Genomic DNA, 18,354 nt, shown 5'->3' on the forward strand with positions numbered 1-18,354 from the left:
GTTACATGGAGAAGTTCATGGATTTGGAACATAAATTCGCGCGGTTTGGCGACGGGCTGTCGGTGACCGAGGATGCGGTGATCGAGGGTTATGCCAGCCTGTTTGGGCAGGTCGATCAGGGCAGCGACGTGGTGCAGCGCGGGGCGTATCAAGGCTCGCTTGACGGGCTGTCCAAGGCGGGTCAGCGGGTCAAGATGCTGTGGCAGCATGATCCGGCGCAGCCTATCGGCGTCTGGGATGAGGTGCGCGAGGATGACCGTGGCCTGTGGGTCAAGGGGCGTCTGCTGGAGGCCACGCAGAAGGGGCGTGAGGCGGCTGAGTTGATCCGGGCAGGCGCGATGGATGGCCTGTCGATTGGCTATCGCACCAAGCGGGCCGTTAAGAATGACAAGGGCCAACGTGTCCTGACCGAACTGGAGCTGTGGGAGGTGTCCTTGGTGACATTCCCGATGCTGCCCAGTGCGCGGGTGGCGGCGAAGGGTGGTGAGCCTGACGTTGAAAACACCTGGCGCAGTATTGCCGAGGCGTTCAATGACGCCCGGCAGGAGCTGGCGCGGATCTAGCGCCTCAACCCCCCAATAAGGAAGTGCTGATGAGCAAGACCGAGACCCCGGGCTTGACCGGAGAGGGTGCGCCCCTGGTTCAGGAGGTGAAGCAGGCGATGGCTGGCTTCGTGAATGAATTCAAGGGCCTCAAGGCCGAAGTTAAAACCAAACTGCAACAGACAGAAGAGCGACTGACCATGCTGGATCGTAAATCAACCATCGCGGCACGCCCGCATCTTGCGGCATCCGTTGAGGACGGCGCACCGCATCAGAAGGCGTTCGACGCCTATGTGCGTTCGGGCGAGGATGACGGGCTGCGCGGGCTGGAGATTGAGGCCAAATCGCTGTCGAGCGCGGTGAACAGCGATGGCGGTTATCTGGTTGATCCGCAGACGGCTGAGATGATCAAGTCGGTGCTGAATTCGACCGCCTCGATCCGCTCGATCGCGTCGGTGGTGAATGTCGAGGCGAACTCGTTCGACGTGCTGATCGACCATACCGACGTGGGCGCGGGTTGGGCGGATGAGACCTCGGCCACGACTGAGACCGCGACGCCGTCGATTGATCGGATCTCCATCCCGCTGCACGAACTAAGCGCGTTGCCCAAAGCCTCGCAACGCTTGCTGGATGACAGCGCGTTTGATGTTGAGGGCTGGCTGGCCGGTCGTATTGCCGACAAGTTCGCGCGGGCTGAGGCGGCGGCGTTTATTGGTGGCGATGGGGCGGACAAGCCCAAGGGTATTCTGGATCATGCCAAGGTTGACAATGACGTCTGGGCCTGGGGCAATCTGGGCTATGTGGCGACCGGCACGGATGGCGGTGTCGATGCGGATGCCATTGTGGATGTGGTTTATGCGCTGGGCGCGCAGTACCGGGTCAATGGCACCTTCGTGATGAACTCGAAAACCGCGGGTCTGATCCGCAAGCTGAAGGACAGCGATGGCCGCTTCCTGTGGTCGGACGGTTTGGCGGCGGGTGAGCCTGCGCGTCTGATGGGATACCCGGTGCTGATTGCCGAGGATATGCCGGATGCAGGTACCGACAGTTTCTCGATTGCCTTTGGTGATTTCCAGGCGGGCTACACCATTGCCGAGCGTCCCGATCTGCGCGTGCTGCGCGATCCGTTCAGCGCCAAGCCGCATGTCCTGTTCTACGCAACCAAGCGTGTGGGCGGTGACGTAAGCGATTTTGCTGCGATCAAGCTGGTGAAATTCGGCACCGCCTGAACCGCGGGCTGAATCCGGGGGGTTTCGGCCCCTCGGGCGGCGGGTACGGGCCGGGGTGAACCCTCGCGTTGTCTAGCTGCTCCCCTCCGTCCGAGCAACGTGGGGCGGCGCGTGCCCGTCATTTTCCTGACAGAGGCCCCCGGAGGGGTCCGAGATTGCGGAGTGAATGGATGATGTTGATCGAAGAAACCGTCATCGCGGATGCGGCGCTGCCAGTGGATCAGTTCGAGGCGCATCTGCGGCTGGGCACGGGGTTCGCCGAGGCGGACGTGCAGGACGAGGTGCTGAAAGGGTTTCTGCGCGCGGCGCTTGCGGCGATTGAGGCGCGGACCGGCAAGGTGCTGATCGAGCGGGATTTCTCGTGGACCGTTAGTGCCTGGCGCGATCCGGCGGGCGAGGTTCTGCCGGTGGCCCCGGTGGTCTCGATCGGTGCGGTGACGCTGAGCGATGCGGCGGGGGTCGAGACTGTGGTGGATGCGGCGATGTTCCGGTTGGAGCGTGACACGCAGCGCCCTCGGTTGCGCCCCGCTGGGTCTTGTTTGCCAAGGGTGCAGACGGGTGGGTCGGTGAAGATCGGTTTCACGGCCGGGATGGCTGCGGATTGGGGCGGTTTGCCCGCCGATCTGGGGCAGGCGGTGCTGCTGCTGGCGGCGCATTACTATGAATACCGGGATGAAACGGCGCTGGGCGCGGGGTGTATGCCCTTTGGCGTGACCAGCCTGATCCAGCGCTATCGCACGGTGCGCTTTGGCGCGGGGGTGATGCAATGAGCACGCCGCGACTGAACCGCAAGCTGGTACTGGAGGCCCCGACGCGCGTGGCCGATGGCGCGGGCGGGTACACCGAGACATGGGCCGCTTTGGGCGCGCTTTGGGCCGAGGTGACAGCGCGCAGCGGGGCGGAGCGGGCTGTGGGTGGCGCATCTGTGTCGCGGGTTGGCTATCGGATCGTAGTGCGCGGCGCCCCCGAGGGGTCCTCGATGCGGCCTGCGCCGGATCAGCGGTTTGCCGAAGGGACGCGCCGGTTTGTGATCCGTGCGGTGGCAGAGCGTGACCCGCGCGGCCAGTACCTGACCTGTTTTGCAGACGAAGAGGTGGCGGCATGAGCTACGGCGTATCGGCCGCGTTGCAAGCGGCGGTGTTTCAACAGTTATCAGCGGATGCGCAGGTCGGCGCGCTGTCGGGCGGGGCGATTTATGATGCGGTGCCCTCGGGGGTTTTACCGCAGACCTACGTGACGCTGGGGCCGGAGGAGGTGCGCGATGCCTCGGACCGGTCAGGCGCGGGGGCTGTGCATCGGTTCACCGTGTCGGTGGTGTCCGAGGCGGCAGGCTTTGGTGCGGCCAAAACGCTGGCGGGCGCGGTGTGTGACGCGCTGGAAGGTGCGGCGCTGGCCCTGAACCGGGGCCGCCTTGTGGGCCTGTGGTTCGAACGCGCCAGCGCCCGGCGCACGGGAACCGGCGGCGCGATCCGCCAGATCGATCTGAGATTCCGCGCGCGCGTGGAAGACGACTAAGCAATCAACGGAGAGAGCATATGGCTGCCCAGAACGGAAAAGACCTGTTGGTCAAAGTGGATATGAACGGCACTGGCCTGTTCGAGACCATCGCGGGGCTTCGCGCCACGCGGATTAGTTTCAACGCGGAAAGCGTGGATGTCACCAGCCTGGAAAGTCAGGGCGGGTGGCGCGAGTTGCTGTCGGGAGCGGGGGTGAAATCCGCTGCGATTTCCGGCTCGGGCGTGTTCAAGGATGCGGGGACCGACGAGCGTGCGCGTCAGCTGTTCTTTGACGGTGAAACGCCGGGGTTTCAGGTGATCATCCCGGATTTCGGCATTGTCGAAGGCCCGTTTCAGGTCAGCAGCATCGAATATGCGGGCTCGCATAACGGTGAGGCGACCTATGAGATGAGCATGGCAAGCGCTGGTGCGCTGAGCTTTACGGCGCTCTGATGGCCAATCCGTGGACGGGCGAGGTGGCGCTGACCATCGATGGGGAGCAGCGAGTGCTCAAGCTGACTTTGGGTGCTTTGGCGGAATTGGAGCAGGCGTTGCAGGCCGGGTCTCTGGTTGAGCTGGTGCAACGGTTCGAGGGCGGCGGGTATTCCAGCGGCGATGTGCTGGCTTTGCTTGTCGCGGGGTTACGTGGCGGCGGCGCTCAGGTGAGCCGTGCCGACCTGCTGCATGCCGAGATCGCAGGCGGGCCGATGGCGGGCGCGCGGGCGGCAGCGGAACTGCTGGCGCGCGCCTTCATGGTGCCCGAGTGAGCGGGTTCGACTGGCCCACTCTGATGCGGGCCGGGTTTCTGGGCCTGCGTCTGACGCCGGAACAGTTCTGGCGTCTGACCCCGGCTGAGTTGCGGCTGATGCTGGGGCAGGGCGCGGGGATGCCTGCGATGAACCGGGCGGGGCTTGATGCGCTGCTGGCGGCCTATCCGGACAAGGAACAAGGAGAGCGTGATGACGGATCGTGAGGGGTTTGACGACCTGCAGGAGCGGGGAGAGGCGCTGGGTGATGCCTTGGGCGATGCGGCGACCATGGCCGGAGCGTTTGACGGGCAGATGAAGCGCATCAGGGCCGCGTTCGAAGAGACCGGCAAGGATGTGGCGACGCTGGAACGTGGCATGTCCGGCGGGTTGCGCAAGGCGTTTGATGGCGTGGTGTTGGATGGGATGAACCTGTCCGGGGCGCTGGATGTGCTGAAGAACTCGATGATCCGCACGGCCTATTCGGCGGCGATCAAGCCGGTGACGGATCATTTTGGAGGCATGCTGGCCAATGGGGTTGGCAGTCTGGTGCAGGGCATTTTGCCCTTTGCGGATGGTGGCAGTTTCTCTCAGGGCCGCGTGATGCCGTTTGCCAATGGCGGCGTGGTCAGCAGCCCGACCATGTTCCCGATGCGCGGTGGCACCGGGCTGATGGGCGAGGCCGGGCCCGAGGCGATCATGCCGCTGGCGCGCGGGGCTGATGGCAAGCTGGGCGTGCGGACGCAGGGCGGGGGCCGTGCGGTCAACGTGGTGATGAACATCTCCACCCCCGATGTGCAGGGGTTCCGCCGGTCTCAGGGTCAGATCGCGGCGCAGATGAGCCGCGCTTTGGGTCGCGGCAATCGCAATAGGTAAGGGGAGCAGAGCATGAATTTTCACGAGGTGAGATTTCCGGCCAGCCTGAGCTTTGGCTCGGTGGGCGGGCCGGAACGGCGCACGGATATCGTGACGCTGGCCAACGGGTTCGAGGAACGCAACACGCCGTGGGCGCATTCGCGCAGGCGCTATGATGCGGGTCTGGGGATGCGGTCGCTGGATGATATCGAGACGCTGATCTCGTTCTTCGAGGCGCGGCAGGGGCAGATGTTCGGGTTTCGCTGGAAGGACTGGTCGGATTTCAAATCGGGCGCGGCGACGGCTGAGGTCGCTCAGGGCGATCAGGTGATTGCGCGCGGTGATGGAGAGACGGTCGAGTTTCAGCTGGTCAAGACCTATAGCTCGGGCGGGGCAAGCTATGTGCGGCCGATCGTGAAGCCGGTGCTGGGCACCGTAAAGCTGGGGCTGGATCAGGACGCGCTGCGCGAAGGCGTGGATTTCGAGGTCGATCTGGCCACGGGCTGCGTGACATTCACCACGCCTCCGCCCGAACAGGTTGAAATCACCGCCGGGTTTGAGTTTGACGTGCCGGTGCGGTTCGACACCGACAAGATTCAGACCAGTGTTGCCAGCTTTCAGGCCGGGGACGTGCCGAACGTGCCGGTGGTTGAGGTGCGGGTCTGATGAACGGCGACAAACAGGCGCTGCAGGCGCATTTGCAGGGCGGGTTGACGACGACCTGCCGGTGTTGGGCCATCACGCGCAGCGATGGGCAGGTCTATGGCTTCACCGATCACGACATGGAGCTGAGCTTTGACGGGCTGGTCTTCAAAGCCAGCACCGGTCTGACCGCTGCGGCCATCGAGCAGGCAACCGGCCTGTCGATCGATAATACCGAGGCGATGGGCGCGCTGTCTGATGCCTCGGTCCGGGAAGAGGATATCGAGGCGGGGCGCTTTGACGGGGCCGAGGTGCGGGCCTGGCTGGTCAATTGGGCTGATCCTGAGCAGCGGATGCTGCAGTTTCGCGGCTCGATTGGTGAGCTACGGCGGGCAGGCGGGGCGTTTCATGCGGAATTGCGCGGGCTGACCGATTTGCTGAACCGGCCCTTGGGGCGGATTTATCAGAAACCCTGTACGGCTGTGCTGGGCGACGGTGCGTGTCGCTTTGCCCTGGACACGCCGGGTTATCGGGCCGAGGCCGTGATCATCGGCGTCGAAGGCACCATCTTGCGCCTGCGCGGCGCCGAGGGCGCGGACGAGGGCTGGTTCGAGCGCGGCAGGCTGGATGTGCTGGATGGAGCGGCGCAGGGGCTGTGGGCCTCAGTCAAGCAAGACCAGCGCGAGGGTGACGGGCGCAGCGTCACGCTGTGGTCGGGGATTGGCGACGGGCTGGCCGTGGGCGACCGGGTGCAACTGACGGCGGGGTGTGACAAACGCATGAGTACCTGCCGGTTGAAGTTCAGCAACATTCTGAACTTTCAGGGATTTCCCGATCTTCCGCATGAGGATTGGGTGATGGCGGTGCCGAAGAAAGGCAACCGGAACAGAGGGGGCAGCAGGCGGTGACACAGGTAAGGCAGAATATTGTAACCGAGGCGCGCGGCTGGCTGGGGACGCCTTATGTGCATCAGGCCTCGGTCCGCGGTGCGGGGGCGGATTGCCTGGGCCTGCTGCGCGGTGTCTGGCGCGCCGTGCAGGGGCATGAGCCCGAAGTGGTGCCGGTTTATAGCATGGATTGGTCCGAGCCACAGGGCGAGGAGCGCATGTGGGCCGCCGCCCGCCGCCATCTGGTCGAGAAATCGCCTGCGGACATGGCCCCGGGCGATGTGCTGCTGTTCCGGATGCGGGATGCGGCGGTGGCCAAGCATCTGGGCATTGTCAGCGACCGTGATCCGCTGCGCTTTATCCACGCTTATTCCGGGCATGGCGTTGTCGAAAACACACTCAGCGAGCCGTGGCGTCGCCGCGTCGTCGCCTGTTTTGCATTCCCGCAGGAGGGTCTCTGATGGCTACAATTCTTCTGTCTGCCGCGGGCGCGGCGCTGGGCGGGTCGATTGGCGGCTCGGTCGCGGGTCTGTCGACGGCGATCATTGGCCGTGCGGTGGGGGCGACGCTGGGCCGGGTGATCGACAACCGGCTGATGGGGCAATCCGTGATGGGCGGCGGCAGCGAGGTGGTCGAGACCGGGCGTCTCGACCGGTTCCGCCTGACCGAAACCGGCGAGGGTGCGCCGGTTGCGACGGTCTATGGCCGGATGCGGGTCGGGGGGCAGGTCATCTGGGCCTCGGACTTTCTGGAAACGCGGACGACGTCGACCTCGACCCAGTCCACGGGCGGCGGCAAGGGCAAGCCCAAGCCTGCCGAGGTGACGACCACGACCCATAGCTATAGCTATTCCATTTCGCTGGCGATTGCCGTGGGCGCGGGCGAAGTGGCGGATGTGACACGCATCTGGGCCGATGGTGAGGAGGTCGAGCGCAGGTCGCTGAACATGCGCATCTATCGCGGCGGACCGGATCAGTTGCCCGATCCGCTGATGGAGGCCATCGAGGGGGCGGGCCAGGTGCCCGCCTATCGCGGCACTGCCTATGTGGTGATCGAAGACCTGGCGCTGGCGGCCTATGGCAACCGTGTGCCTCAGTTTTCCTTCGAGGTGGTGCGGCAGGAACAGGACGGGCTGCCGGATGCCGAGGATGCCCTGTCGCGGATCATCAAGGGCGTGGCGCTGATGCCGGGGACGGGCGAATATGCGCTGGCCTCGTCTCAGGTGAACTACACCAAGGGTAAGGGGCGCAGTTGGGCGGCGAATGTCAATTCACGCTCGGGCCGGTCTGATCTGGAGACCTCGACGCGGGCGCTGAGCCGCGAACTACCGGGGTGCGAAGCGGCCTCGCTGATCGTGTCTTGGTTTGGTGATGATCTGCGCTGCGGCGAATGCCAGATCCGCCCAAAGGTCGAACGCAAAAGCGCCGATGGCAAGAACATGCCGTGGCGCGTGTCGGGCGTGTCGCGCGCGGCGGCCCAAACCGTCCGGTGGAAGGATGGGCGGCCGGTCTATGGCGGAACGCCTGCGGATGCGGCGGTGGTTCAGGCGATCAAGCGGCTGAAGAAGACCGGCAAGCGGGTCATGTTCTATCCGTTCATTCTGATGGAGCAATTGGAGGGCAACGGGCTGCCCGATCCGTGGTCTGACGCGGGGGATCAGCCCCATCTGCCCTGGCGGGGGCGGATCACGCTGGATGTGGCACCTGGGCGCGCGGGCTCGCCGGATCAGACGGCGGCGGCGGATGCGCAGGTTGCAGCGTTTTTCGGAACGGCGCGGGCGTCTCAGTTTTCCACCAGCGGGGGCAAGGTGACCTATAGCGGCCCGCAGGAATGGGGGCTGCGGCGGTTCATCCTGCACTATGCGGCCCTGTGCAAGGTGGCAGGCGGCGTGGCATCATTCTGCATCGGATCAGAGCTGCGCGGGCTGACGCAGATCCGAGGGGCCTCGGGCTTTGCGGCGGTGGCACAGTTGCGGTCTCTGGCCGCTGAGGTGCGCAAGATTTTGGGATCGGGCACCAAGATCGGCTATGCCGCCGACTGGTCCGAGTATTTCGGCTATCAGCCGCAGGATGGCAGCGGTGACCGGTATTTCCATCTGGATGCGCTGTGGGCCGACACCAATATCGACTTTGTCGGCATCGACAACTACATGCCCCTGTCCGACTGGCGCGAGGGGGACAGTCATGCGGATGCGGATGCCGGGTCGATCTACGATCTGGACTATCTGCGCGGCAATATCGAGGGCGGCGAGGGCTATGACTGGTACTATGCCTCGCCCGAAGCTGCCGAGGCGCAGGTGCGGACACCGATCACCGATGACACCCATGGCGAGCCCTGGGTCTGGCGGTACAAGGATGTGCGCAACTGGTGGGGCAACCGGCATCACGAACGGATTGGCGGGGTGAGGCAAGACAACCCGACCGCCTGGGTGCCGGGGTCAAAGCCGATCTGGTTTACGGAACTAGGCTGTGCGGCCATCGACAAGGGCACCAACCAGCCGAACAAGTTTCTGGACCCGAAATCGTCCGAGTCGGAATTGCCGAAATATTCCAACGGGATGCGGGATGACTTCATTCTGGTGCAATATCTGAGGGCGATGCTGGGCTATTGGGGTGATCCGCAGGTTAATCCGGTTTCGGACATCTATGGCGGGCCGATGGTGGATATGGCGAACGCCTATGTCTGGGCCTGGGATGCGCGGCCTTATCCGATCTTTCCGAACTTGCGGTCGCAATGGACCGATGGAGAGAACTATGCCCGTGGGCATTGGCTGAACGGGCGGTCGGGGTCGCGCACGTTGGCCTCGGTCGTCACCGAGATCTGTCATGGCGCGGGGGTGACGGATATCGACGTCTCGGCGCTGTATGGCGTGGTTCGCGGCTATGCTGTCGAGGATGTGATGAACGCGCGTCAGGCTCTGCAGCCACTGATGCTGCGATACGGGTTTGATGCGATTGAGCGCGATGGCGTGCTGGTATTCCGCACCCGTGACGGACGGCGGGCATATGATCTGAACCCCGAGCAGATCGCTATCAGTTCCGACCTCGACGGCACGGTCGAACATCGCCGCGAGGCCGAAGCCGAGATGACCGGCCGCGTGCGTCTGCGGTTTGTGCAGTCGGATGCGGATCACGATGTGGTCGCGGAAGAGGCGGTTCTGCCCGATGACCGCACCCATGCGGTGGCGGTGAACGAGATGCCCTTGTCGATGACCCGCGCCGAAGGGCGGCAGACGGTCGAACGGTGGCTGAGCGAATCCCGCGTCTCGCGTGAGACGGCGAGATTTGCGCTGCCGCCGTCGCTGCTGCATGTGGGCGCAGGCGATGTGGTGCGGCTGCCGGGGGCCGGGCAGGGCGCGGGTGCGCTTTATCGGATCGACCGGTTGGAACAGGCCGAGATGCAGCTGGCGGATGCCGTGCGGATCGAGCCGGGTGTCTATGCGGCCTCGGATGTGGCCGATGATGGGGTGGCGACCAAGCCGTTTATCGCTCCGGTGCCGGTGCTGCCGGTGTTCATGGATTTGCCGTTGATCACCGGGTCTGAGGTGCCGCACGCGCCGTATCTGGCGGTGTCAGCGGATCCCTGGCCCGGCAGCGTGGCGGTGTATTCGGCGGCGCAGGATGAGGATTATACGCTGCATCAGGTCATCGCCGGGCAGGCGGTGATCGGTTTCACCGAAACCCCGCTGCGCCGCGCCGGTGCCGGTATCTGGGACGAAGGGCCCGCGCTGCGGGTCAACCTGATCGACGGACTACTGGAATCGCGGCCCCGGTCGGCGCTGCTGGGCGGGGCCAATCTGGCGGCGATCGGGGATGGTACGCCCGGCAATTGGGAGCTGTTCCAGTTCTCCGATGCGGTCCTGCAGGAAACCGGCGTCTATACCCTGTCTGGGCGGCTGCGCGGACAGCTGGGCACGGATGCGCTGATGCCGGATGTCTGGCCAGAAGGCTCGACCTTTGTGCTGCTGGATGAGCGCGTTTATCAGACCGGGCTGCTGCGCACCGAGCGGCGGGTGGCCAAGCATTACCGCATCGGCCCGGCCACGCGCAGCTATGAGGACCCGGCCTATGTGCATCTGGTTGAGGCATTTGATGGCAACGGGCTGAGGCCTTACGCACCCGCCCATCTAAGGGTGCAGATTTCGGCTGCGGGCGATGATGTCTCATGGATACGGCGGACGCGGATCGACGGGGATGACTGGGACGGGCTGGAGGTGCCCTTGGGCGAAGAAAGCGAATCCTACCTTGTTCGGGTCCTTGCAGCCGGTGCAGTGCTGCGTGAGACGGTCGTCAGCGCGTCGAACTGGCAGTATTCCGGTGCCATGAAGCTTGAGGACGGTCTGAGCGGACCTTACGAGGTCGCGGTTGCTCAGGTCTCGGCCAGCTATGGACCGGGGGCCTTTGCGCGGCTGCAGGTCGGATAAGACGCACCGATGCGCCCCGTCCTGCACGGCGATATCAGCGCGGCGGCGCGGGCTTTGCTGGCCGTGCCGTCGCCGGAACGGGATCGGCTATGCACCCGGATGATCGCCGAGGCGGAACTGGCGGATCGTCATGCCCGAGCAACCGGGCGTCTGCACCCGCTTTACGGAAACGGATCGCTGATGGCGGTCGCGCGCAGCCGCGTGCTGGCGGATGAGCCCGGATTTGACGATGTGCAATATTGCCAGTGTTTTGAGATGGTTCTGCGCCATCTGATCCGGTTTCAGACTAGCCAGAGGCGCAACTGACGCATTTTGTGGCGGCCAGATCCAGTTCCAGCCGACCGCGCGCGATATCATCGCCGCAATCCTCGCAATATCCGAACTCATCCGCGTCCATGCGTGCCAGAGCCGCCCGAAGACGGCGGGTCTCGGTATCCCTGCGCACCTGCTGAGCCTTGGCCATGGCCTGATTTTGCAGCGCATCCATCCGGCTGAGCCGGCCAACGGCTTGCTGATCCAGCTCAACAACCGACTGCGCCTCTTGCCCCGAGGCGGACTGGGCTTCGATCTCGGTCAGGCGTTTGTGGATCAACTGTTTGAAATGGTTCAGATCGTCAGCGTTCATTTTTCGTTGTGCAGCACATCAAGGGTTTGCGTTTGGTGATTTTGCGACTAGATGGCATTCTAGGCGGAGCAAAGGATCAAAACCATGTTTGAAACGCGCAGCCAAGTCACCCCTGTCGATCCGGTCTGGGATCGCATCACATCCGAGGCCCACGCAGCGGTCGAGAAAGAGCCGCTGATGGGCGGTTTGGTGCATGCTTGCGTTCTGCATCACCGCAGCCTCGAGCGGGCCTTGTCTTATCGTATCTCGGCCAAGCTGTGCTCGAACGAGATGTCGATGATGGTGCTGCGCGAGATCGTGGACGAAGCCTATGCCCATGACAAATCGCTGATCGAGGCGGCCCGCGCCGACCTGATGGCGGTCTATGAGCGTGACCCGGCCTGCCACCGGCTGCTGCAGCCGATCCTGTATTTCAAGGGCTATCAGGCCATGCAGGCCTATCGCGTGGCGCATTGGCTCTGGCAGAAGGGGCGGCATGATCTGGCCTATTTCTTCCAGATGCGGTCGTCCGAGATTTTCGGGATCGACATTCATCCCGCCGCCAAGATCGGTAAGGGGATCATGATCGACCACGCCCATTCCATCGTGATCGGTGAGACGGCGGTGGTCGGCGACAACGTCTCGATGCTGCACTCGGTGACGCTGGGCGGGACCGGCAAGGAAGAGGAACAGCGCCATCCCACCATTGGCGATGGCGTGCTGATCGGGGCCGGGGCCAAGGTTCTGGGCAATATCGAAGTGGGCCATTGCAGCCGCATCGCTGCCGGTTCGGTGGTGTTGCAAGAGGTACCCGCCTGCACGACCGTGGCGGGTATTCCGGCCAAGATCGTGGGTGAGGCGGGCTGTGATCAGCCGTCGATTTCGATGGATCACATGCTGGGCAAGGACCAGTAATCCTAAATCAGTTTGAACGGTTGTTGCGCCGCTCTTGCCGTGCGCGCCTGCGTTCCTCGCGCCGTTGTTTGCGCAGTTCGATCCGCCGTTCGCGCTCGGCGTTCTGCCGTGCGATGACGGCGGGATCGTTGGATTTGAACTTGGAGTTTTCGCCGGGATAGCTGTTGGGCTTCGCTGTTGCCACGGCGGGCAGCGCAATCGCCGTCAGAGTCACCAACAGCAGGGTTTTGGTCAGATCAGAAAAACGCATGGTCCACCTCTGGGTTTGCAAAACCGTCTGCACCAAAGGTGGGGGAAGGCGATTGCTTGGGCAACCAGCCGGGCGATCACGCTTGCTCACATCGTGGCGGTGATCGTGAGGGTACCCGCCGGGGGCTTGACCCCGGCGGGTGGTGTTTGATCAGGCCAGCATGACCATCGGGTTTTCGAGGTTTTCTACGATGGCTTGCAGCAGTTGCGCACCCAACGCGCCGTCAATGACCCGGTGATCGACCGACATGGTGACGGACATCACGGTGGCGACCGTCAGCTCTCCGTCATCGCCCACAACCGGTTTTTTGAGGCCGGTGCCGACGGCAAGGATACCGGCGTGCGGCGGGTTCACGATGGCGTCGAAATTGTCGATGCCGAACATGCCGAGGTTCGAGACTGCGAAGGTGCCGCCCTGATATTCATGCGGGGCCAGTTTGCGTTCGCGGGCACGACCGGCGAGGTCCTTCATCTCGGTCGAAAGCGCAGACAGCGACTTGGTGTCAGCGTCCTGCAGGACGGGGGTGAACAGACCGCCCTCGATGGCGACCGCAACGGCCACGTCCGAAGGTTTCAGTTGCAGAACCCGATCGCCCGCCCAGACGGCGTTGCATTCGGGAACCTGCTGAAGCGCGTTGGCGACGGCCTTGATGATGAAGTCGTTGACGCTGAGCTTGACGCCCCGGCCTTCCAACTGCTTGTTCAACTGGCTGCGGAATTTGAGCAACGCGTCCAGCTTGATATCGCGGCGCAGGTAGAAATGCGGGATGGTCTGTTTGGCTTCGCTGAGACGCGCGGCAATGGTCTTGCGCATGCCGTCGAGTTTGACTTCCTCGTAGTCGCGACCTTCGTACATCTTGGCCACGACATCCGCAGAGGGACCAGCCGGAGCTACGGCTGCCGGGGCGGCTGCGGCAGGCGCTGCGGCGGGGGCCGGAGCGGTTGCGGTTGCGCCTTCGACGTCGGCTTTGACGATCCGGCCATGCGGTCCGGTGCCGGTGATCTGCGCCAGGTCCAGACCCTTTTGCGCGGCGATGCGACGGGCCAGCGGCGAGGCGAAGATACGACCGCCGTCCGCTTTGGCCGGAGCTGCCGGAGCAGGGGCAGGCGCCTCGGACGCCGCTGACGCGGCGGCCTCGTTGCCCGCGGCGGCTGCGGGCGCAGCCGCGGGTGCTGCCGCAGGTGCGGTGCCAATGTCATCGGCGCTTTCGCCGTCTTCCAGCAGGACCGCTATCGCTGTGTTGACCTTGACCCCTTCGGAACCCTCAGGGATCAGGATCTTGCCAATGGTGCCTTCGTCAACAGCCTCGAACTCCATCGTGGCCTTGTCGGTTTCGATCTCGGCCAGCAGGTCTCCCGAGGAGACGGTGTCGCCTTCTTTGACCAGCCATTTGGCAAGCGTGCCTTCCTCCATAGTGGGTGAAAGGGCGGGCATCAGAATTTCGGTGGGCATCTGTTTGTCGCTCCTTACCGGTAGGTCACTTGTTTGACGGCGGCGATCACCTCATCGGTGGTGATCAGGGCCAGCTTTTCGAGGTTTGCGGCATAGGGCATCGGGACGTCCTTGCCGGTCAGCGTGATGACGGGCGCGTCGAGATAGTCAAACGCTTCCTGCATCACGACCGAGCTTATGTAGCCGCCGACCGAGCCTTGCGGCCAGCCTTCTTCGACGGTCACCAGACGGTTGGTTTTCATCACCGAGTTGATGATCGCGCCGGTGTCCATCGGGCGGATGGTGCGCAGGTCGATCACCTCGGCGCTGATGCCGTCTTCGGCCAGTTTGTCGGCGGCTTCCAGAGCGTATTGCATGCCGATGCCGAAGCTGACGATGGTCACGTCCGAGCCTTCGCGCCAGGTGCGGGCCTTGCCCAGCGGCACGGTCAGGTCATCCACCTGCGGCACGTCGAAAGACCGGCCGTAGAGGATTTCGTTTTCCAGGAAGACCACCGGATTGGGGTCGCGGATCGCCGATTTCAGCAGGCCTTTGGCGTCGGCCGCCGAATAGGGCATGACGACCTTCAGGCCGGGGATCTGCATGTACCACGCGGCGTAGTCTTGGCTGTGCTGCGCGGCCACACGGGCGGCGGCACCGTTGGGGCCACGGAACACGATGGGGCAGCCCATCTGACCACCGGACATATAGAGCGTCTTGGCAGCAGAGTTGATGATCTGATCAATTGCCTGCATGGCGAAGTTGAAGGTCATGAACTCGACAATCGGTTTCAGGCCGCCAAAGGCAGACCCCACGGCGATACCGGCAAAGCCGTGCTCGGTGATCGGGGTGTCGATCACGCGTTTACCGCCGAATTCGTCCAGCAGACCTTGGGAGATTTTGTACGCGCCTTGATATTCGGCGACTTCTTCGCCCATCAGGTAGACGTCTTCATCGCTGCGCATCTCTTCGGCCATCGCGTCGCGCAGGGCTTCGCGGACGGTCTGCTGCGCCATCTCGGCGTCGGCAGGCCAGTCAGGCGATAGGTCGACGACCGGAGCAGCAGGGGCCGACGCAGGAGCGGGGGCCTCGACCGCCGCAGGGGCGGCTTCGGTCACCGCTGCGGCTGCGGGTGCAGCCGCGGGCAGGGCAGAGGCGTCTTCGCCTTCTTCAACCAGCACCGCGATGGGGGTGTTGACCTTTACCCCTTCGGTGCCTTCTGCGATCAGGATCTTGCCGACGATGCCTTCATCGACGGCTTCGAATTCCATCGTCGCCTTGTCGGTTTCGATCTCGGCCATGATGTCGCCCGAGGATACGGTGTCGCCTTCCTTGACCAGCCATTTGGCCAGCGTGCCCTCTTCCATCGTGGGCGAAAGGGCGGGCATGAGAATTTCGGTTGCCATGTCTTATTCGTCCTCTCAGGCGTAGATATCTGTCCAGAGCTCGTCCAGCGACGGCTCGGGGCTTTCTTTCGAGAATTCGGCGGCCTGATTGACGATCTCTTTGATCTCTTTGTCGATCGCTTTCAGGTCATCCTCGGTCGCGTGTTTACCGGTCAGCAGCAGGTCGCGCACGTGTTCGATCGGGTCGCTTTGTTCGCGGACCTTCTGAACCTCTTCACGGGTGCGGTACTTGGCCGGGTCGGACATCGAGTGGCCACGGTAGCGGTAGGTCTTGACCTCGAGGATGTAGGGACCCTTGCCCGCGCGGCAATGCGCCACGGCCTTTTCGCCAGCAGCCTTGACCGCCAGCACATCCATGCCGTCAACGATTTCGCCGGGGATGCCGAACGCTTCGCCGCGCAGATAGATGTCTTTGCTCGAGGTCGACCGCGCCTGGGCGGTGCCCATGGCATATTGATTGTTCTCGATCACGAAGATCACCGGCAGATCCCAGAGGGCGGCCATGTTGAAGGTCTCGTAGACCTGACCCTGGTTCGCCGCACCGTCGCCGAAATAGGTGAAGGTGACGCCGCCGTTTTCTTTATACTTGTCGGCGAAGGCCAGACCGGCGCCCAGCGGGACCTGCGCGCCGACGATGCCATGGCCGCCGTAGAAATGCTTCTCTTTCGAGAACATATGCATCGAGCCGCCCTTGCCCTTGGACAGGCCGCCCTCGCGCCCGGTCAGTTCGGCCATGACGCCGCCCGGATCCATGCCGCAAGCCAGCATGTGGCCGTGGTCGCGATAAGAGGTGATACGCTTATCGCCTTCTTTCGCGGCAGCCTCGAGACCGACAACAACCGCCTCTTGTCCGATATAAAGGTGGCAGAACCCGCCGATCAGACCCATACCGTAAAGCTGGCCCGCCTTTTCTTCGAATCGGCGGATCAGCAGCATCTCGCGGTAGTATGTAGTCAGTTCTTCCGCAGAAACGTTTGGTTTCTTTGTGGTTTTTCGCGCAGCCATTGTGGCGATCTCCCCCTTTCGGCAAGATAGTTTAGCGTTAAACTATCTTCTAAGGCATTTCGCTTCATCTGGCGAGGGTAAAAGTGACGCGGGGGCAGGGCGCGCATCTTTCTATGATGCAGCGCTTGTTTCATGGCCGGAAAGGTGCGGAGACTTTTCGTCGAAAAATCTTGTCAGCGGATGACGATTTCGTCGGCGCGGATCATGCCGAGCACTGAGCGCGCTTGCTGATCCAGCAGATCAAGGTCCAGATAGGTGTCGGACAGGCGGCGGGTCAGGTTCTCCATCCGGGCGATTTCGGAATTCAGCCGTTCCAGATCATGCGAGAGCGCTGTGCGTTCTGCTGCAATCTCGACACGGCGAAACAGGCCGTAATCCCCCTGCACGGCGGCAAAGGTGAAATAGACGCCGAGCATGAAAGCAACCGAGAAAAAGATGAAAGCCCCCAGACCGGGGCGATGGGAACGGGTCACTGTGTTAACCGCCGTGTAACAAACTGCCTCAGAAACGTGCCCTTTGCAGGCATCTGAACGCACTATGTCACAGGTGATTCGCCTTGTGAATCCCCTCTGCGCAAAAAGCTGGGCCTTGACGTGTTTATTGATCCAGTGCGGCCACACCCGGCAGGGTCTTGCCTTCCATCCATTCCAGGAACGCTCCACCAGCGGTCGAGATATACGAGAAATCCGCTGCCGCGCCCGAGGCGTTCAGCGCGGCGACCGTATCGCCCCCGCCTGCAACCGAGGTCAGTTTGCCGCCGCGGGTCAGGGCGGCGGCTTCCAGCGCGGCGGCGTTGGTGGCCGCGTCGAAGGGGCGCAGTTCGAACGCGCCCAGCGGGCCGTTCCAGATCAGGGTTTGGCTTTTCTCCAGCACCTCGGAGACGGCGGCAACGCTTTCGGGTCCGGCGTCGAGGATCATCGCGTCGACGGGGCATTGATCTGCGGGCAGAACCTGATGCGGCGCGTTGGCCTCGAATGCTTCGGCCACGACGATGTCACGCGGGAGAACGATGGTGCAGCCTGCGGTTTCGGCCTTGCCGAGGATGTCGGCGGCGGTGTCGGTCATCGCATGTTCGGCCAGAGATTTGCCGACGTCCAGCCCCTGCGCAACAAGGAACGTGTTCGCCATGCCTCCGCCGATGACCAGATAATCAACCTTCTCAATCAGGTTGCCCAGCAGGTCCAGCTTGGTGGACACTTTCGCGCCCCCTACAACCGCCGTGACGGGGCGTTTGGGCGCGCCTAGGGCGGCCTCAAGCGCGCTGAGTTCTTGTTGCATTAGGCGCCCGGCACAGGCGGGCAGTAGACGGGCCAGCGCCTCGGTCGAGCTGTGGGCGCGGTGGGCGGCCGAGAAGGCATCGTTGCAATAGACGTCGCCCAGCTTTGCCATGCCTTCTGCAAGAGGCACGCTGTTTTTGGTTTCCTCGGCATGGAAGCGGGTGTTTTCCAGCAGCAGGACCTCTCCATCGCCCAGTGATGCGGCGGCGGTTTTGGCATCAGGCCCGACGCAATCATCGGCAAAGCGGACGGGAACGGCAAACGCCGCCTCAAGCGCGGGCACCAGTTGTTTCAGGGACATTTCAGCGACACGTTCGCCTCTGGGGCGCCCGAAATGGGCCAGCAGGATCGGCTTGCCGCCAGCAGCGAGGATATCGCGCACGGTGGGCACGATACGCTGGATGCGGGTGTCATCGGTGACCACGCCATCCGCGACGGGCACGTTGATATCCACGCGCACCAGAACCCGTTTGCCGTTCAGATCCATATCGTCCAGAGATTTCCAGCCCATCGCGCTTATCCTTGCCCATTGCATCCAGTTTCTGGCGGTTCTTTTCCTGCATTTTGCCTTCAGGTCAATGCGTCACTTGGCATTCGCGCCCCCGCGTCTTAGGTATTTGCGCAAGTTTCAAAGACAGGAGGGCCA

At 63.4% G+C, this 18,354-nt stretch carries 22 protein-coding genes; 15 read left to right on the plus strand and 7 right to left on the minus strand.

All coding sequences use genetic code 11. From position 1 onward, the window contains the following. Positions 1 to 17: 17 nt before the first annotated feature. The 14 genes from ACR1XV_RS02780 to ACR1XV_RS02845 all read left to right on the plus strand — a co-directional run bounded on the left by ACR1XV_RS02780 (position 18) and on the right by ACR1XV_RS02845 (position 11,126). The gene (locus ACR1XV_RS02780; protein WP_480528762.1) at positions 18 to 563 is read left to right on the plus strand and encodes an HK97 family phage prohead protease; all 546 of its coding nucleotides are present in this window, start codon (positions 18 to 20) and stop codon (positions 561 to 563) included. A gap of 29 nt (positions 564 to 592) precedes the next feature. Further along, positions 593 to 1,771 carry a phage major capsid protein gene (locus ACR1XV_RS02785; RefSeq protein ID WP_480528763.1) on the plus strand — a complete coding sequence of 393 codons (1,179 nt, stop codon included), beginning with the start codon at positions 593 to 595 and terminating at the stop codon, positions 1,769 to 1,771. A 170-nt stretch (positions 1,772 to 1,941) separates the two neighbouring features. Continuing rightward, positions 1,942 to 2,541, plus strand: coding sequence for a head-tail connector protein (locus tag ACR1XV_RS02790; RefSeq protein WP_480528764.1), 600 nt, complete (start codon positions 1,942 to 1,944; stop codon positions 2,539 to 2,541). Beyond that, positions 2,538 to 2,876, plus strand: coding sequence for a phage head closure protein (locus tag ACR1XV_RS02795; protein WP_480528765.1), 339 nt, complete (start codon positions 2,538 to 2,540; stop codon positions 2,874 to 2,876). The genes ACR1XV_RS02790 and ACR1XV_RS02795 overlap by 4 nt, the downstream gene beginning before the upstream one ends. Further along, a complete protein-coding gene (locus ACR1XV_RS02800; protein WP_480528766.1) occupies positions 2,873 to 3,286 on the plus strand; it encodes a DUF3168 domain-containing protein in 414 nt (137 codons plus the stop codon). Before ACR1XV_RS02795 ends, ACR1XV_RS02800 begins: the two co-directional genes overlap by 4 nt. 20 nt (positions 3,287 to 3,306) lie before the next feature. Next, entirely contained in the window at positions 3,307 to 3,720 is a 414-nt protein-coding gene (locus ACR1XV_RS02805) for a phage major tail protein, TP901-1 family (RefSeq protein ID WP_170396490.1), read from the plus strand. Further along, on the plus strand, positions 3,720 to 4,034 hold the full coding sequence (locus ACR1XV_RS02810; protein ID WP_480528767.1) for a gene transfer agent family protein: 315 nt from the start codon (positions 3,720 to 3,722) through the stop codon (positions 4,032 to 4,034). Before ACR1XV_RS02805 ends, ACR1XV_RS02810 begins: the two co-directional genes overlap by 1 nt. After that, positions 4,031 to 4,240 carry a rcc01693 family protein gene (locus ACR1XV_RS02815; protein WP_480528768.1) on the plus strand — a complete coding sequence of 70 codons (210 nt, stop codon included), beginning with the start codon at positions 4,031 to 4,033 and terminating at the stop codon, positions 4,238 to 4,240. Before ACR1XV_RS02810 ends, ACR1XV_RS02815 begins: the two co-directional genes overlap by 4 nt. Further along, positions 4,227 to 4,889 (plus strand): phage tail tape measure protein, encoded by a 663-nt coding sequence (locus tag ACR1XV_RS02820; protein ID WP_480528770.1) that lies wholly within the window; start codon positions 4,227 to 4,229, stop codon positions 4,887 to 4,889. Before ACR1XV_RS02815 ends, ACR1XV_RS02820 begins: the two co-directional genes overlap by 14 nt. A 12-nt stretch (positions 4,890 to 4,901) precedes the next feature. Beyond that, positions 4,902 to 5,534, plus strand: a complete 633-nt coding sequence (locus ACR1XV_RS02825; protein ID WP_480528771.1) for a phage distal tail protein, Rcc01695 family — start codon at positions 4,902 to 4,904, stop codon at positions 5,532 to 5,534. Continuing rightward, positions 5,534 to 6,418, plus strand: a complete 885-nt coding sequence (locus ACR1XV_RS02830; RefSeq protein WP_480528772.1) for a DUF2163 domain-containing protein — start codon at positions 5,534 to 5,536, stop codon at positions 6,416 to 6,418. Before ACR1XV_RS02825 ends, ACR1XV_RS02830 begins: the two co-directional genes overlap by 1 nt. Next, positions 6,415 to 6,858 (plus strand): NlpC/P60 family protein, encoded by a 444-nt coding sequence (locus ACR1XV_RS02835; RefSeq protein WP_480528773.1) that lies wholly within the window; start codon positions 6,415 to 6,417, stop codon positions 6,856 to 6,858. The genes ACR1XV_RS02830 and ACR1XV_RS02835 overlap by 4 nt, the downstream gene beginning before the upstream one ends. Then, a complete protein-coding gene (locus ACR1XV_RS02840) occupies positions 6,858 to 10,820 on the plus strand; it encodes a baseplate multidomain protein megatron (protein ID WP_480528774.1) in 3,963 nt (1,320 codons plus the stop codon). Before ACR1XV_RS02835 ends, ACR1XV_RS02840 begins: the two co-directional genes overlap by 1 nt. Positions 10,821 to 10,829: 9 nt before the next feature. After that, the gene (locus ACR1XV_RS02845) at positions 10,830 to 11,126 is read left to right on the plus strand and encodes a DUF7742 family protein (protein ID WP_480528776.1); all 297 of its coding nucleotides are present in this window, start codon (positions 10,830 to 10,832) and stop codon (positions 11,124 to 11,126) included. Here the strand turns inward: ACR1XV_RS02845 and ACR1XV_RS02850 are convergent. After that, on the minus strand, positions 11,107 to 11,445 hold the full coding sequence (locus ACR1XV_RS02850) for a TraR/DksA family transcriptional regulator (protein WP_480528777.1): 339 nt from the start codon (positions 11,443 to 11,445) through the stop codon (positions 11,107 to 11,109). The two genes, ACR1XV_RS02845 and ACR1XV_RS02850, sit on opposite strands and share 20 nt — an antisense overlap. Positions 11,446 to 11,529: 84 nt before the next feature. Between ACR1XV_RS02850 and cysE the strand changes: the two genes are divergently transcribed. Then, positions 11,530 to 12,339: a serine O-acetyltransferase gene (gene cysE, locus ACR1XV_RS02855; protein WP_480528779.1), complete on the plus strand. Its 810-nt coding sequence runs from the start codon at positions 11,530 to 11,532 to the stop codon at positions 12,337 to 12,339. A 7-nt stretch (positions 12,340 to 12,346) separates the two neighbouring features. On the opposite strand, the gene ACR1XV_RS02860 is transcribed toward cysE, so the two are convergent. From ACR1XV_RS02860 to ACR1XV_RS02885, 6 genes are all read right to left on the minus strand, one after another. Beyond that, on the minus strand, positions 12,347 to 12,589 hold the full coding sequence (locus ACR1XV_RS02860) for a hypothetical protein (protein WP_480528780.1): 243 nt from the start codon (positions 12,587 to 12,589) through the stop codon (positions 12,347 to 12,349). Between the two features lie 150 nt (positions 12,590 to 12,739). Beyond that, on the minus strand, positions 12,740 to 14,041 hold the full coding sequence (locus tag ACR1XV_RS02865) for a pyruvate dehydrogenase complex dihydrolipoamide acetyltransferase (protein ID WP_480528781.1): 1,302 nt from the start codon (positions 14,039 to 14,041) through the stop codon (positions 12,740 to 12,742). 14 nt (positions 14,042 to 14,055) lie between these two features. Continuing rightward, the gene (locus tag ACR1XV_RS02870; RefSeq protein WP_480528782.1) at positions 14,056 to 15,426 is read right to left on the minus strand and encodes a pyruvate dehydrogenase complex E1 component subunit beta; all 1,371 of its coding nucleotides are present in this window, start codon (positions 15,424 to 15,426) and stop codon (positions 14,056 to 14,058) included. A gap of 15 nt (positions 15,427 to 15,441) precedes the next feature. After that, the gene (gene pdhA / locus ACR1XV_RS02875) at positions 15,442 to 16,431 is read right to left on the minus strand and encodes a pyruvate dehydrogenase (acetyl-transferring) E1 component subunit alpha (RefSeq protein ID WP_480528783.1); all 990 of its coding nucleotides are present in this window, start codon (positions 16,429 to 16,431) and stop codon (positions 15,442 to 15,444) included. Positions 16,432 to 16,604: 173 nt separating this feature from the next. Further along, positions 16,605 to 16,904 (minus strand): FtsB family cell division protein, encoded by a 300-nt coding sequence (locus ACR1XV_RS02880; RefSeq protein ID WP_480528784.1) that lies wholly within the window; start codon positions 16,902 to 16,904, stop codon positions 16,605 to 16,607. Positions 16,905 to 17,028: 124 nt separating this feature from the next. After that, positions 17,029 to 18,219: a phosphoglycerate kinase gene (locus tag ACR1XV_RS02885; RefSeq protein WP_480528786.1), complete on the minus strand. Its 1,191-nt coding sequence runs from the start codon at positions 18,217 to 18,219 to the stop codon at positions 17,029 to 17,031. Between the last annotated feature and the right edge of the window lie 135 nt (positions 18,220 to 18,354).

This window comes from Ruegeria sp. AD2(2025), assembly GCF_056542385.1.